Below are 14,264 nucleotides of genomic sequence, written 5' to 3'. Positions count from 1 at the left end.
TCAGGTACCTCGGGGAAAGGCCACCTCGACGTCGAGGCCGCCTTCGGGGCGCGGGGTGACCCGGAGGGCGGCGCCGTGGGCGGCGGCGATGGCGCGCACGATGGCCAGGCCGAGGCCGTGGCCGTCCGGGCCGGTGCGGTCGCGGCCCAGGCGCTGGAACGGCTGGACCAGGCGCTCGACCTCGCCGGGCGGGACGACCGGGCCGGTGTTCCACACCCGGACCAGGCCGCCCGCGCCGGTCGCCGCCGTGCTCACCTCGACCCGGCCGCCGGGCGTGTTGTGGCGCACGGCGTTGTCGACGAGGTTGGCCACGAGCCGCTCCACCAGGCTGGGGTCGCCGGCCGCCGGCGCCGCCGACAGCGCGCTCTCGATCCGGACGCCGCGCCGGTGGGCCTCGGTGCGGCGGGCCGCCACCGCCTCCCGGGCCACCGCCGCGAGGTCGAACGGCTCCCGCCGTTCCACGCCCTGCTCGCCGCTGGCGAGGGTGAGCAGCGCGTTGATGAGGCGTTCCTGGGCGGCGCCGAGCGTGACCACCTCCTGGCAGGCGGCGCGGAGGGTGCCGGTGGTGGCCTTCGGGTCGGCGAGCGCGACCTGGAGCAGCGTCCGCTCGGCGGTGAGCGGGGTGCGCAGCTCGTGCGCGGCGTTGGCGACGAACCGCCGCTGCGACTCGAACGCCGCCTCCAGCCGCGCGAACAGGTCGTCGAGCGTGTGCGCCAGCTCGCCGAACTCGCCGCGGCCGGTGTCGCCGAGCCGCCGGTGCAGGTTGGTGGCGGAGATGTCGCGGGCGGTCGCCACGATCGCGCGCAGCGGCCGAAGGAAGCGGCCGGCGACGAACCAGCCGAGCCCGATCGCGACCACCACGGTCACGACGAAGACGACCGCGTACAGGGTGATGTCCGGCCCCTCCCGCACGCTCGCCTCGGGCGCCGGGCCGCTGCCCACCGGCGCGGAGGAGCTGCTCTGCGCGAACGAGAAGGTCAGCAGCAGGAAGCCGGAGATGAGGAACGGCACGGCGTACAGGAGCACGAGCTGCGTGCGCAGCGTGAGGCGGCCCATCAGGCGGCGCCGATCCGGTATCCGGCCTCGCGCACGGTATGGACGACCGGCGGCTCGCCGAGCTTGGCGCGCAGGCGGCGCACGGTCGTCTTCACCGCGGTCGTGAACGGGTCGGCCGCCTCGTCCCACACCCGTTCCAGCAGCTCCTCGGCGGACACCACCCGCCCGCCGGCGGCCATCAGGCACTCCAGCACCGCGAACTCCTTCGGGCTCAGGTCGAGCCGCCGCCCGCCGCGCACGGCCACGCGGGTGTTCGAGTCGAGGGTCAGGTCGCCGCTCTCCAGGACCGGCGGCAGCACGGTGGTGGGGCGCCGCCCGAGCGCCCGGATCCGCGCCACCAGCTCCGCGAAGTCGAACGGCTTGGGCAGGTAGTCGTCGGCGCCGAGACCGAGCCCGTCGACCCGGTGCTTGACGGTGCTGGCCGCGGTGAGCATCAGCACCCTGCTCGCCGAGTGCGCGGCCACGATCCGCCGGCACACCTCGTCGCCGTGCGTGCCCGGGATGTCGCGGTCGAGCACCACCACGTCGTACCGGGTGACGGCCAGGTGCTCCAGCGCGTCGTCGCCGTCGAGCACCACGTCGACGGCCATGCCCTCGCGGCGCAGCCCGGTGCCGATCGTCCGGGCCAGGATCTCGAAGTCTTCCACCACGAGCACGCGCATGTGCCAACGATGCCAGGCCGAAAGTGTCAACGAGGTGTCGCCGCGCGGCACCGGGCTGACACCGCCCGGGGCGTACAAATCCTGGCCATGGATGACGCGACTATCGAGGTGCGCGGGCTGCGCAAGCGGTACGGGCCGCACCTCGCCCTGGACGGGATGACGTTCACCGTACGGCCGGGCCAGGTGACCGGCTTCGTCGGGCCGAACGGCGCCGGCAAGTCCACGACCATGCGGGTGATCCTCGGCCTGGACCGGCCGGACGGCGGCACCGCGCTGGTGGGCGGGCGGCCGTACCGGAGCCTGCCGTACCCGATGCGGGTGGTCGGCTCGCTGCTCGACGCCGGCGCGCTCCAGCCCAGCCGCACCGCCCGCAACCACCTGCTGTGGCTGGCCCACTCGCAGGGCCTGCCCGCGTCCCGGGTGGACGAGGTGGTCGAGGTGGTCGGGCTCGGCTCGGTGGCCCGGCGGCGGGCCGGCGGCTTCTCGCTCGGCATGCGCCAGCGCCTGGGCATCGCCGCCGCACTGCTCGGCGACCCGGCCGCGATCATGCTGGACGAGCCGTTCAACGGCATGGACCCGGAGGGCATCATCTGGACCCGCGGCTTCCTGCGGGCTCTCGCCGCCGAGGGGCGGGCGGTGCTCGTCTCCAGCCACCTGATGGGCGAGCTCCAGGGCACCGCCGACCACGTGGTGATCGTCGGCCGGGGCCGGGTGATCGCCGACGCGGGCGTCGCCGACCTGCTCAACGCGGCGGCCGGCGGCCGGGTCACCGTGCGGACCACCGCGCCGGTCGCCGGCGCCGTGCTGGCCGAGGCGGGCGGCAGCGTGACACCGGCCGGGCCGGACACGCTGACCGTGTCGGGGCTGGCGGCCGAGGAGGTCATCGGGCTGCTAGGCGCGCGCCGGGTGCCGTTCTCCGAGGTTTCCGCGCACCGGGCCACGCTCGAGGACGCGTACCTGGACCTGACCCGCGACGCGGTCGAATATCGGGGGGCCGCGTCGTGAAAGCACCCCAAAAAAACGCTCCGCTTCGCTCCACGTTTCCCCCGGGGCCCCGCAAAGCGTTCTGGACCGCCGTGCGGGCGGAGTGGACGAAGTTCCGGACCGTGCGCGGCTGGGTGGTCGCGACCGCGGCCGCGGCCGTGGCGATGGTCGGGCTCGGGCTGACCGGGGGCATGAGCGGCTCGTGCGGGCAGCGCGGCCCGGGCTCGGAGTGCGAGCTGCCGGTGGGACCGGACGGCGCGGAGGTGACCGACAGCTTCACCTTCGTGCACCGCCCGCTGACCGGCGACGGCAGCGTCACCGCCCGGGTGGCGTCGATGACCGGCCGGCTGGCCACCGGCCGCGCCGCGCTGCCGCCGTGGGCCAAGGCCGGTCTCATCGTCAAGGACGGCACCCGGCCCGGCTCCAGCTACGCGGCGGTCATGCTCACCGCGGCACACGGGGTACGGATGCAGCACGACTACACGCACGACCGGGCCGGCTCGTCCGGTGGTGGCCCGCGGTGGCTGCGGCTGACCCGGGCCGGCGACACCATCACCGGCGCGGAGTCGGTGGATGGTGCACAGTGGACCGACGTCGGCTCGGTGCGGCTCGACGATCTGCCCTCCACTGTGGAGATCGGACTGTTCGCCACCTCGCCGCAGTACGCGGAGATCGTCAGCGAGTCGATCGGCGGGATGGGCGCGTCCACCGAGCCCAGCCGGATCACCGCCACCTTCGACAGCGTCACCCCCGGCGACGGGTGGACCGAAACGGTCGTCGGGGAGCTGCCCGGGCGGGACAGCCAGTACACAAGGGACGGTGACCTCCACACGCTCACTGGCAGCGGCGACATCGCCCCGGCGGTGTCCGGCGCGGCCGGCCTCGGCACCTCGATCACGGCGACGCTCGTCGGCACGTTCGCGGCCCTGATCGTGATGGTCGTGGTCGGCACGATGATGGCGACCGGCGAGTACCGGCGCGGCCTGATCCGCACCACCCTGGCGGCCACGCCCCACCGCGGCCGGGTGCTGGCCGCGAAGGCCCTGGTGGTCGCGGCGGTGACGTTCGTGACCGGGGTGGTCGCCGCGGCGGTCGTGGTGACGGCCGGGCAGCGGCTGCTGCGCTCCAGCGGCGTGTACGTGCACCCGGTCGGCACCGCCACCGAGCTGCGCGTGATCGCCGGCACGGGCGCGCTGCTCGCGGTCGCCGCGGTGCTCGCGCTGGCCCTCGGCACGCTGCTGCGCCGCGGCACCACCGCGGTCACCGCCGCCGTGGCCACGATCGTGCTGCCGTACCTGCTGGTGATGGCCGCGCTGCCGGTGGACGTCGGGCGGTGGGTGCTGCGGGTGACGCCGGCGGCGGCGTTCGCGCTACAGCAGAGCGCCAAGCAGTACGACCAGGTGGCCAACCTGTACATCCCGCAGGACGGCTACTTCCCGCTGCCGCCGTGGGCCGGCTTCGGGGTGCTGGCCGCGTGGACCGCGGTGGCGCTGGCCGCCGCCGCCTGGCTGCTGCGCCGGAGGGACGCGTGAGACCCTACGTCCGCGCCGAATGGTCGAAGCTGTGGACCGTACCCGGCACCGTGTGGCTGCTGCTGGCCGCCGTGGTGGGTACGGCCGGGTTGGGCGCGGCCGCCTGCTCCCCCGGCGAGTGCGCCGGCGGCGACCCCACCCGCACCAGCCTCACCGGCCTCCACATCGGACAGTGCGTGGTCGCGGTCCTGGCGGTGCTCACGATCGGCGGCGAGTACGCCACCGGCATGATGCGCCTGACGCTGGCCGCCCTCCCCCACCGCCCGGCCGTACTCACCGCCAAGGCGGCCGTCCTCGCGACGGTCGTGCTCCCGGCCGCCGCGGTGGCGGTGCCGGCCTCGCTGCTCGCCGGCGACGGACCGTCCATGACGGACGGCCCGGTGCTCCGCGCGGCGGTGGGCTCGGTGCTGTACCTGCTGCTCGTCGCGCTGCTCGCGCTCGGCGTCGCCACGCTCGTCCGCAACCCGGCGGCGGCCGTCGGCTGCGTGCTCGGCCTGCTCTACCTCTTCCCGATCGTCGCGGCGACGATGGCCGACGAGGACTGGCAGCGCCGCCTGGAGAAGGTCGGCCCGATGAGCGCCGGTCAGTCCATCCAGGCCACCACCGGCCTCGACGACCTGCCGATCGGCCCGTGGGCCGGCCTCGGTGTCGTGGCCCTGTGGGCGGCCGGCGCCCTCCTGGCCGCCGCCCTCGCCCTGCAAACCCGCGACGCCTGAAGGAGCGGGGCTCGGCTAGCGTCGGGCGCATGCCCCAGGTTCTCAGCTACGCGGACGCGGTACGCCTGCTCGGCGGACGGGACAGCAAGGTCGTCGACGCGCTGGAGGCGTTGACCAGCGGCGCGGTGCTCAGCGCGGCCGTGCCGCTGCCGGCGGAGCTCGTGCGCCTGGGTCACCAGGTGGTCCGCGGGCTGTCCGACCGGCGCAGCGGGCTGTCCCGGTACGGGCGGACCCAGCGCCTCGAAGCCGCACACGCGGTCATCGTCGTGACCGCGTTCTTCGAGGCGCTGGCCGAGGCCGACCTGCCGTTCGCGTTCGCCGACCTGGAGCTGACCAAGGAGGAGCAGCTCGCCGTCGCCGGCGGCGGCGCCGCGCTCCCGCACCTCGTCTTCGAACCGGGCCCGCGGCTGCCCGACCCGCATGATCCGCACGACCGCCTCCTGGAGCGGCTGCACCGCTACTACGGCGAGGTGTCCGGCGCGCTGGCCCGGTTCGCCGGCGGCCTCGCGGTGTGGGAGAAGCTGCCGGAGACCGACCGGGACCGTTTCCGGCAGGCCCTCGACGCGCTGCCGCCCGCCGCCCGCGCGCGGTACGAGGAGCTGTTCCGCCAGCTCGGCGCCGACTTCCCGGAGGTGGCGTTCTGGTCCGGCCTGCGCGAGCACTCGGCGACCCGCGCCGAGCTGCGCGGCCTCGGCGTCGCGCTCACCGGGCTCGGCGGGGTGCTCGACGCCATCTCCACCGGGCGGTTGCCCGACGCGCGGCGCGCCGCCCTCGCGCGGGCCAACGAGGCCGTGCTCGACCGGCCGATCGTCGAGGCCGGCGACGTGCCGCCGGGGCTGCGGGTGCCCACGCTCGGCGAGGCGTACGTGACACCGCTCTACCGGGTCGCCAACGCCGGCGGGCGCACCAGCGACGAGGCCTGGTGGTCCGATGTGGACGTCCGCGACGACCTGGAGGCGTTCCTCGCCGGGTTCCTCACCTCGCCGCGCGCGGTCGAGGCGCCGCTGCTCGTGCTCGGCCAGCCCGGATCCGGCAAGTCGGTGCTCACCAAGGTGCTCGCCGCCCGCCTGCCGGCGGCCGACTTCCTGCCCGTGCGGGTCGCCCTCCGCGACGTGCCGATCACCGCCGACCTACAGGACCAGATCGAGTACGCGATCCGCGCCGAGACCGGCGAACGCCTCGAGTGGCCGGCGCTGGCCCGGTCGGCCGGCGACGCGCTGCCGGTCGTGATGCTCGACGGCTTCGACGAGCTGCTCCAGGCGACCGGCGTGAGCCAGTCCGACTACCTCACCCGGGTCGCCGCGTTCCAGCGCCGCGAGGCCGACCAGGGCCGCCCGGTCGCGGTGGTCGTCACCAGCCGCACGAGCGTCGCCGACCGGGCACGGCCGCCGGAGGGGACGGTGGCGGTGCGGCTGGAGCCGTTCGACGAGGAGCGCATCACCGCCTGGCTCGACGTGTGGAACAGGGCCAACGCCGCCCACCTCGCCGCCCGCGGCCTCGCACCGCTCATGCCGGCCGTGGTGCTCGCCCATCCCCACCTGGCCGGGCAGCCGCTGCTGCTGCTCATGCTCGCGCTGTACGACGCCGACGGCAACGCGCTGCGCCAGCTGACCGTCGCGAGCGACGAAGGCCTGCTCGGGCAGGACGAGCTGTACGAGCGGCTGCTGCGCAGCTTCGCCCGCCGCGAGGTCACCAAGCACCGGCCCGGGCTGTCCACACCCGACACCGAGCGGGCGGTCGAGGAGGAGCTGCGGCGGCTGTCGCTCGTCGCGTTCGCGATGTTCAACCGCAACACCCAATGGGTCACCGAGGCCGACCTCGCCGCCGACCTCGCCGCCGTCATGGGCGAGCCACTACCCGCCGTGAACGACCTGCGCGCACCGCTGGGCCGGGCCGAGGTCGTGCTCGGGCGGTTCTTCTTCGTGCACCGGGCCCGCGCGGTCCGCGACGGCACGCGGCTGGGCACGTACGAGTTCCTGCACGCCACGTTCGGCGAGTTCCTCGTCGCGCGGATGACCCTCCAGGCACTGCGCGACCTCGCCGCCCGCGACGCCGCCGCGACGCTCTCGTTCGGCGCCGCGCCGGTCGACGACGACCTGCTGCACGCGCTGCTGTCCTTCTCGGTGCTGAGCGTGCGCACGCCGGTGGTCGGCTTCCTGCGCGGCATGCTGTCCAGGGTGGACGCCGCGGAGCGGCGGGCGCTGGGCGGGCTGCTGGTGCGCCTGCTGCGGACCGTGCACCACGCGCGGGCGCCGCGGCGGCTGGAGGCGTACCAGCCGCGGGTGCTCCCGGTGCCCGGCCGGTACGCCGCGTACAGCGCCAACCTGCTGCTGCTCGCCGTGCACACGGCCGGCCCGCTGCGCGGCGCCGACTTCGTCGACGGCGAGCCGGTGTCCGGCTGGAAGCGGCAGGCGATGCTGTGGCGCTCGCAGCTGCTCTGGGACGAGTGGCAGAGCCTGGTGGACGCGCTGACGCTGGATCGGGTCTGGGTCGGCGGCGCCCGGGACGTGGTGGTGGGCGCGGACGACGGCACGTTCGAGACGCCCCCGATCGACCTGCACTGGACCTACGAGATCCGGCCGGACGACCCCCGCCGGGGCACGATCAGCATGATGGCGTCCCGGGACACCGAGTACCTGCGCCGGCGCACCCACCTTCTCTGCCGGACCAGTGACGACGCCGTCGTCCACACCCTCGAGCCCCTCGAAGCGGCGATGCCGGACGCCAGCCGCACGATGAAGGACCGGCCGGGCGAGCCGCTCGAGTCGATGGCACACGCGCTGCTGGAGGCATGGCTGGAGGAGGACGACGGCGACCAGGCATCCACATATGTGGAAGCTTTCCTCGATGGCGATTAGGATGCACAATCGTGTCGCAGACCTCGCCGTTGAGGAGGATCGATGCGCGCCCTGCCGTACGTCGTCGCCGCCGCCATCGCCGCCCCGCTCGCCCTGCACACCCCCGCCGCGGCCGCCGGGGCGAGCGTGAGCGGCGCGCCCACCGCGTTCACCACCGTCGCGTCCAACGTGGCCGCCCGCACCGACCGCCGACCGACCAACGGCGGGGTTTACGACCGCCGCGCCGGCAAGACCTTCATCTCCTGGGGCGGGCGGTTCGAGGACAACTACGTGCAGGAGTACGACCACCGCACGGGGCGGTGGTCGGCGCCGGTCAAGGTGGCCGGCGGCGGCAACGACACCCACAACTACCCGACGATCGTCCAGGCCGGCGACGGGCACCTGCTGGTCTTCCGCGGCATGCACAACCGGGAGCTGTGGGTGGCCCGCTCACCCGAGCCGCACTCCATCGCCGGCACCTGGACCGACACGGAGATCCCGGAAGGGCTCGGCGCCACCTACCCGATGGTCGTCAAGGCCGCGAACGGCGACATCGTCGTCTTCGTCCGGGAGACCGCCGGCGACCTGGATCCCCGGTATCCGAGCGACTTTCGCCCGATGAAGTACGTCCGCTCCACCGACGGCGGCCGCACCTGGGCCAGCGCCGAGACGCTGACCGGCGAGCGGTGGGTGATCGCGCCCCGTGACCGGCCGGACAACATGAACGAGATCTACATCGGACAGCTGCGCTACGAGCCCGCCGCGCCCGGCCGACCGGAGCGGGTCGGCATCGTGTACACATTGGCCGGTGGCGGCCCGGAGGGACACCTGCACGACCGCTACCACAAGAACGTCTACCACGTGTACTTCAGCCCGGCCGACCTGCGCTTCCGGTCGGCCTCCGGTGTGGACCTGGGCGTGGCGGTCGACGACGCGGAGCAGGAGCGGCACCTCAAGGTGGTCGACACTCCACTCCAGACGGTCAACCCGCGCTCCCCCGACTACATCCAGCTGGTCGGCGCCACGCTCGGCGGTCACCTGCCGTTCGCGGTGTGGATGCGCCTCGACGCCGCGGGGGTTGTCCACACCCATGTGACCGTTCGCACGCCGCTCGGCTGGCACGACCGTGAGGTGGCGTCCGGCCTCCGGGTGCGCGACATGGAGCGGGTCGACCCGCTCACCTGGCGTGTCTACACCACGTCGAGCGACCCGGCCGTCACCGCCGTCGCCACCTACACGCTGACCGCCGGCTTGCTGTGGCGCCCGGAGGCGACGATCCCCACGCCGCGGCCGGTGCAGCGGGTCGAGGTGGTCGACGGCTACCGCGACCCGGCCCGCGTGATCCTCACCGGCGCGAGCAGCGCCCGCCCGGCCGACGTGGCCGACGGCGACATCTACGTGGCCGGCGCGCCACCACGCCCACGCGGATAGCGCGCCGCCACGCCCACGCGGGGAGAGCGTGCGGGTAGAAAGGGAGGGTGCGGGAGCGGATCCAGCGCGCCATCGACGACCTCGTCGCGAGCGGGAGCGAGACCGGCCTCCAGGTCGCCGTGCGGGGCGGCGGCGACACCTCCGTGGACGCCGTCGCCGGCCGCGCGGCACCCGATGGGCGACCGGTCACACCCGGCACGCTCTTCTACGCGGCCTCCACCGGCAAGGGCGTCACGGTCACGCTCGCGCACGTCGCCGTCGAGCGTGGGCTCATCGGGTACGACACGCGGGTGGCCGAGGTGTGGCCCGAGTTCGCCGCGCACGGCAAGGGCGGGGTCACCCTCCGGGACGTGCTGCAGCACACCGCGGGCGTGCCGGGGCTGCCGGCGGACGTCACGGTCGAGGACATGTGCGACTGGGAGCGCATGTGCGCGCTGGTCGCCGCCGCGGAGCCGTGGTGGCCGCCGGGCACCCGGACCGGTTACCACGCGCAGACGTTCGGTTACCTGCTCGGCGAGACGCTGCGCCGGGCAACCGGGCGGCCGCTGTCCACATTGCTCCGTGAGCTGGTGACCGAGCCGCTGTCCGTCGAGGCCGAGGTCTTCCTGTCGGTACCAGAGAGTCTGCTGGGGCGGGTGGCCACGCAGGAGGCCGGCCCGGCGCTGGAGCGACCACCGACAGGGTCTCCGGCGGCGCGTGCGACGCCGGCGGCGGTGATGCCCGACGCGGCCTACGCCAACCGCCGCGACGTGCTCACCGCCGACATCCCCTCGGCCGGCACGATGAGCGCGCGCGGCGTGGCCACGATGTACGCGGCCCTCCTCGGCCACGTGCCCGGCGTGGCGCTCGTGTCGGCGGAGCGGCTGGCGCTGATGGCGGCGCCCGCGTTCTCCGGGGTGGACCAGGTGATGGGCTTCCCGACCACGTGGGCGTACGGCTACAGCCTCTACCGGCCCGGCGGTGTCGAGGGGCGCGCGGGCTCGACGTTCGGGATGATCGGGGTGAACGGCTCGGCCGCGTGGGCGGACATCGACACCGGCGTGGCGGTCGCGGTGATGCGCAACAGGTTCGCGGCCGGCGACCTCACGGCGGTCGAGACGGTAGGACGGATCGTGGCGGAAGGGGGGCGCTAGATGGCGCCGGAGGTGGAGTTCGACGGGCGGTTCAGCAGTCCGGACGCGGCGGCCACGCCGTGGGCCGACGTGCTGGAGGAGATCGCGCGGGCCGAGGTCTTCTGGCTGTCCACCGTGCGGCCGGACGGGCGGCCACACGTCACGCCGCTGATCGCGGCGTGGCACGCCGACGCGGTGTACTTCACGACCGGCGCCGGCGAGCGCAAGGCGGCCAACCTGCGCGAGAACGACCGTTGCGCGCTGGCCACCGGCACCAACACGCTGCGCGGCCTCGACGTGATCGTCGAGGGCATGGCCCGCCTGGTCACCGAGGCCGCGGAGCGGGACGGGGCGGCGAGCGCGTTCGAGGCCAAGTACGGCGCGCACCTGACCAGCCCGGAGGGCACCTTCGCCGGGATGGGCGACACGATCCGTGCGGGCGGCGTGCAGCTCTACCGGGTGGAGCCGGCGGTGGCGTTCGCGTTCGGCAAGGGTGACGCCTACAGCCAGACCCGCTACCGCTTCAGCTAGGGCGACAAATCGCCCGGGAAAGCGCTCCAGCGGCGTGCGCTGGAGGAGGCCGGCTGGGGCCGCGGAGCTGGTTGGCGCGGCCGGCCCCGGGCGCGACGCAACGCGGGCCGCGCTTGTGTCGAGCTGGCCGTCAGTACGAGAGGCCGGGCTGGGGCTGGGGGGCGACCCGGCGGCGGAGCACGACCTGCCGGGTGCCGTCACGGAAGAGCCGCACCCGCGCGAGCTCCCAACCCGAAAACTCCGCCTGGATCGCCAGCTGCGCCGCGGCGGTGAGGCGGTCGACATTCGGTGGTAACCGCAGCGGCGCGTATTCGTAGTCCATGCGACCCATATTGCACACGCCTGTGGTGTATCGCTAGCCCTTGTCTACGAGCCGGGTCGCTCGGCGTGATCAGTAGGAACGGCCGTCGCGCTCGGGGTAGCCGACCGGGATCGCGGAGACGTCGTCGAGGGCCTGGGTGATCTCGGCGGGGAGCGTCATCTCCTCCACCGCGAGCGCGCCGAGCAGCTGGCCGACCGTGCGCGCGCCGAGGATGGGGGCGACCACGCCGGGGCGGTCGCGTACCCAGGTCAGCGCCACCTCCAGCGGCGACACGCCGAGCCCGCTCGCGGCCGTGACCACCGACTCGACGATGCTGGAGCAGCGCGGCTCCAGGTAGGGCGCGACGAACGGCTCGAAGTGCGGTGACGCGGCCCGCGAGTCGGCCGGGCGGCCGTTGCGGTACTTGCCGGTCAGCACGCCCCGGCCCAGCGGCGACCAGGGCAGCAGGCCCAGGCCCAGGGCGGCGGCGGCCGGCACGACCTCGCGCTCCACGCCGCGTTCGAGCAGCGAGTACTCCATCTGGGTGGCCACGATCGGCGCGCGCCCCGGAAACGCCGCCTGCCAGGTGGCGGCCCGCGCGGTCTGCCAGGCGGAGAAGTTGGAGACGCCGGCGTACCGCACCCGGCCGCTGGCCACCGCGTGGTCGAGGGCGGTGAGCGTCTCCTCCAGGGGCGTCTCGGTGTCGTACCCGTGCACCTGCCACAGGTCGACGTGGTCGGTGCCGAGCCGCCGCAGCGAGGCGTCGAGGCTGCTCAGCAGGTGTGCGCGCGACCCGTCGCGGCGGCGGGCGGTGCCCGGCCGGAGGCCGGCCTTGGTGGCGATCACCAGGTCTTCGCGGGCGACCAGCGAGCCGAGCAACTCCCCGATCACCACCTCGGCCTCGCCGTCCGCGTACACGTCGGCGGTGTCGACGAGGTTGCCCCCGGCGTCGAGGAAGCTCTTGAGCTGCGCGGCCGCGTCGTCGGGGTCGGTGTCCCGGCCCCACGTCATGGTGCCGAGCGCGAGCCGGGAAACCGCCAGCCCGCTGCGCCCGAGCGGTCGCTGCTGCATGGGTGAACCTTATTCAGTGCTGTGTCACTGTCCAGAGGCGAGTGGCTATTGCGTACCCTGGTGCGACTCGAACGGTTGGGGGCAAGTGTGCGGCTAGGACTGACACTCGGGTACCAGACGGCGTGGACCACGCCCGCCGACCACCTGGCCCTGGCTCAGGCGGCGGAGCGGCTGGGCTACTCGGTGGTGTGGGCGGCGGAGGCGTACGGGTCGGACTCGCCCAGCACGCTGGCCTGGATCGCCGGGCAGACCTCCACCATCGACGTGGGCAGCGCGGTCATGCAGATCCCGGCGCGTACGCCCGCCGCCACCGCGATGACCGCGGCCACGATCGACTCGCTCTCCGGCGGCCGCTTCCGCCTCGGGCTGGGCGTGTCCGGCCCGCAGGTCTCCGAGGGGTGGCACGGGGTGCGCTTCGGCAAGCCGCTCGCCCGCACCCGGGAGTACGTCGAGATCGTCAAGATGGCCATCGCCCGCCAGACCGTCTCCTACGAGGGCGCGCACTACACGCTCCCCCTCCCGGACGGGCCGGGCAAGGCGCTCAAGCTCGGCTTCCACCCGCCGCGCACGCACATCCCGATCTACCTGGCCGCGGTCGGCCCCAAGAATCTGGAACTGGCCGGCGAGATCGCCGACGGGTGGCTGGCCATCTTCTTCGCCCCCGACTCGGCCGCCGAGCAGCTCGCCACGGTCGCCGCCGGGCGGGCCAAGGCGGGGCTCGACCTCACCGGCTTCGACGTGGTGCCCAGCGTGCCCGCGGTCGTCGGCGACGACTACGCCTCCTGCGCCGAGCTGGTCCGCTGGTACGCCGCCCTCTACGTCGGCGGCATGGGCAGCCGCGAGACCAACTTCTACAACCAGCTGGCCGCCCGCATGGGGTACGCCGACGAGGCGCGCGAGGTGCAGGACCTGTACCTGGCCAAACGCCACCGGGACGCGGCCGCGGCGGTGCCGCTGGAGTTCATCGACCGCACCTCGCTGCTCGGGCCGAAGGAGCGGATCGCCGACAAGCTCGCGGCGTACGCGGAGGCCGGCGTGACCACCCTCTCGCTCACGCTCTTCGCGGGCGACGCGGAGATCGGGATCGACACGCTCCGTACCGTCGCCGAGGCGCTGGAGCTCGCGGGGGTTGGCGAATGAGTGGGCGGACCGCGGCCTCGTGCCCGTCCGCGGCGAAGCGAGGACGGGCATGACCTGGGTCGAGGCGATCGTGCTGGGGATCGTGCAGGGGCTCACCGAGTTCCTGCCGATCAGCTCCTCCGCCCACCTGCGGATCACCTCGGCGATCTTCTTCGAGGAGGACGCGGGCGCCTCGTTCACCGCGGTCACCCAGCTCGGCACCGAGGCGGCCGTGCTCATCTACTTCGCCAAGGACATCTACCGGCTGGCGAAGACCTGGATCGTCGGGCTGTGGGACCGGTCGGTCCGGTCCACACTGGACTACCGCATGGCCTGGTACGTGATCATCGGCTCGATCCCGATCGGCCTGTTCGGCTTCCTCTTCAAGGACCAGATCCGCTCCGCCGCCCGCAACCTGTACCTCGTCTCCACCACGCTCATCGTGTTCGCGCTGATCCTCGCGTTCGCCGAGTACTGGGGACGCAAGGTGCGCACGATCGAGCAGTTCACGCTGAAGGACGGCGTGGTGATGGGCTTCGCGCAGGCGATGGCGCTGGTGCCGGGCGTCTCCCGCTCGGGCGGCGTGGTCACCGCCGGCATGCTGCTCAACCTGACCCGGGAGACCGCGACCCGGTACTCGTTCCTGCTCGCCATCCCGGCGGTCGTGATGTCCGGCATCTTCTCGATCCCGGACGTGTTCGACAAGAGCGGCGAGGGGCTCACCCCGTCGGTGCCGCAGATGGTGGTGGCGACGGTGATCGCGTTCGCGCTCGGGTACGCGTCGATCGCCTGGCTGCTGCGCTATGTCGCACATCACACCCTGTACGCCTTCGTGCTGTACCGGGTGGCGCTCGGCAGCCTCGTCCTCTGCCTCCTGGCGGCGGGCACGATCACCGCGACATAGGGTTGGTT

At 73.9% G+C, this 14,264-nt stretch carries 13 protein-coding genes; 9 read left to right on the top strand and 4 right to left on the bottom strand.

The window, feature by feature from the left end; translation table 11 throughout:
- Nucleotides 1-1,056, bottom strand: coding sequence for a sensor histidine kinase (locus tag ACTMTJ_RS28380; protein WP_441221221.1), 1,056 nt, complete (start codon nucleotides 1,054-1,056; stop codon nucleotides 1-3).
- Nucleotides 1,056-1,718 carry a response regulator transcription factor gene (locus tag ACTMTJ_RS28375; protein ID WP_441221219.1) on the bottom strand — a complete coding sequence of 221 codons (663 nt, stop codon included), beginning with the start codon at nucleotides 1,716-1,718 and terminating at the stop codon, nucleotides 1,056-1,058. Before ACTMTJ_RS28375 ends, ACTMTJ_RS28380 begins: the two co-directional genes overlap by 1 nt.
- 87 nt (nucleotides 1,719-1,805) lie before the next feature.
- Between ACTMTJ_RS28375 and ACTMTJ_RS28370 the strand changes: the two genes are divergently transcribed.
- The 7 genes from ACTMTJ_RS28370 (at nucleotide 1,806) to ACTMTJ_RS28340 (ending at nucleotide 10,861) form a co-directional block, all read left to right on the top strand.
- Nucleotides 1,806-2,723: an ATP-binding cassette domain-containing protein gene (locus ACTMTJ_RS28370; protein ID WP_441221217.1), complete on the top strand. Its 918-nt coding sequence runs from the start codon at nucleotides 1,806-1,808 to the stop codon at nucleotides 2,721-2,723.
- A 71-nt stretch (nucleotides 2,724-2,794) separates the two neighbouring features.
- Nucleotides 2,795-4,234, top strand: a complete 1,440-nt coding sequence (locus tag ACTMTJ_RS28365) for an ABC transporter permease subunit (protein WP_441221215.1) — start codon at nucleotides 2,795-2,797, stop codon at nucleotides 4,232-4,234.
- Nucleotides 4,231-4,950, top strand: a complete 720-nt coding sequence (locus ACTMTJ_RS28360; protein WP_441221213.1) for an ABC transporter permease — start codon at nucleotides 4,231-4,233, stop codon at nucleotides 4,948-4,950. Before ACTMTJ_RS28365 ends, ACTMTJ_RS28360 begins: the two co-directional genes overlap by 4 nt.
- Nucleotides 4,951-4,979: 29 nt before the next feature.
- Nucleotides 4,980-7,808 (top strand): NACHT domain-containing protein, encoded by a 2,829-nt coding sequence (locus ACTMTJ_RS28355; RefSeq protein WP_441221211.1) that lies wholly within the window; start codon nucleotides 4,980-4,982, stop codon nucleotides 7,806-7,808.
- A 42-nt stretch (nucleotides 7,809-7,850) separates the two neighbouring features.
- Nucleotides 7,851-9,218: a BNR-4 repeat-containing protein gene (locus tag ACTMTJ_RS28350; protein WP_441221209.1), complete on the top strand. Its 1,368-nt coding sequence runs from the start codon at nucleotides 7,851-7,853 to the stop codon at nucleotides 9,216-9,218.
- A 47-nt stretch (nucleotides 9,219-9,265) separates the two neighbouring features.
- The gene (locus ACTMTJ_RS28345) at nucleotides 9,266-10,351 is read left to right on the top strand and encodes a serine hydrolase domain-containing protein (protein ID WP_441221208.1); all 1,086 of its coding nucleotides are present in this window, start codon (nucleotides 9,266-9,268) and stop codon (nucleotides 10,349-10,351) included.
- Nucleotides 10,352-10,861 carry a pyridoxamine 5'-phosphate oxidase family protein gene (locus ACTMTJ_RS28340; RefSeq protein ID WP_441221206.1) on the top strand — a complete coding sequence of 170 codons (510 nt, stop codon included), beginning with the start codon at nucleotides 10,352-10,354 and terminating at the stop codon, nucleotides 10,859-10,861.
- A gap of 130 nt (nucleotides 10,862-10,991) precedes the next feature.
- On the opposite strand, the gene ACTMTJ_RS28335 is transcribed toward ACTMTJ_RS28340, so the two are convergent.
- Together ACTMTJ_RS28335 and ACTMTJ_RS28330 are read right to left on the bottom strand one after the other, a co-directional pair.
- On the bottom strand, nucleotides 10,992-11,183 hold the full coding sequence (locus ACTMTJ_RS28335) for a DUF5703 family protein (RefSeq protein WP_441221204.1): 192 nt from the start codon (nucleotides 11,181-11,183) through the stop codon (nucleotides 10,992-10,994).
- 69 nt (nucleotides 11,184-11,252) lie between these two features.
- Nucleotides 11,253-12,233 (bottom strand): aldo/keto reductase, encoded by a 981-nt coding sequence (locus tag ACTMTJ_RS28330; protein ID WP_441221202.1) that lies wholly within the window; start codon nucleotides 12,231-12,233, stop codon nucleotides 11,253-11,255.
- A gap of 87 nt (nucleotides 12,234-12,320) precedes the next feature.
- Here ACTMTJ_RS28330 and ACTMTJ_RS28325 point away from each other — a divergent pair, with 87 nt between their 5' ends.
- A complete protein-coding gene (locus ACTMTJ_RS28325) occupies nucleotides 12,321-13,373 on the top strand; it encodes an LLM class F420-dependent oxidoreductase (protein ID WP_441221200.1) in 1,053 nt (350 codons plus the stop codon).
- Nucleotides 13,374-13,422: 49 nt separating this feature from the next.
- Nucleotides 13,423-14,256, top strand: coding sequence for an undecaprenyl-diphosphate phosphatase (locus ACTMTJ_RS28320; RefSeq protein WP_441221198.1), 834 nt, complete (start codon nucleotides 13,423-13,425; stop codon nucleotides 14,254-14,256).
- Nucleotides 14,257-14,264 lie beyond the last annotated feature (8 nt).

This window comes from Phytohabitans sp. LJ34, from assembly GCF_052068095.1.
Lineage (GTDB): Bacteria > Actinomycetota > Actinomycetes > Mycobacteriales > Micromonosporaceae > Phytohabitans.
This window is presented reverse-complemented; position numbering and strand designations above follow the sequence as displayed.

Bases quoted from the DNA above. Each gene is read 5' to 3' on its own strand.
- ACTMTJ_RS28330 (WP_441221202.1), bottom strand. From the start codon at position 12,233: ATGCAGCAGCGACCGCTCGGGCGCAGCGGGCTGGCGGTTTCCCGGCTC.
- ACTMTJ_RS28350 (WP_441221209.1), top strand. From the start codon at position 7,851: ATGCGCGCCCTGCCGTACGTCGTCGCCGCCGCCATCGCCGCCCCGCTC.
- ACTMTJ_RS28340 (WP_441221206.1), top strand. From the start codon at position 10,352: ATGGCGCCGGAGGTGGAGTTCGACGGGCGGTTCAGCAGTCCGGACGCG.
- ACTMTJ_RS28320 (WP_441221198.1), top strand. From the start codon at position 13,423: ATGACCTGGGTCGAGGCGATCGTGCTGGGGATCGTGCAGGGGCTCACC.
- ACTMTJ_RS28380 (WP_441221221.1), bottom strand. From the start codon at position 1,056: ATGGGCCGCCTCACGCTGCGCACGCAGCTCGTGCTCCTGTACGCCGTG.
- ACTMTJ_RS28335 (WP_441221204.1), bottom strand. From the start codon at position 11,183: ATGGACTACGAATACGCGCCGCTGCGGTTACCACCGAATGTCGACCGC.
- ACTMTJ_RS28375 (WP_441221219.1), bottom strand. From the start codon at position 1,718: ATGCGCGTGCTCGTGGTGGAAGACTTCGAGATCCTGGCCCGGACGATC.
- ACTMTJ_RS28355 (WP_441221211.1), top strand. From the start codon at position 4,980: ATGCCCCAGGTTCTCAGCTACGCGGACGCGGTACGCCTGCTCGGCGGA.
- ACTMTJ_RS28370 (WP_441221217.1), top strand. From the start codon at position 1,806: ATGGATGACGCGACTATCGAGGTGCGCGGGCTGCGCAAGCGGTACGGG.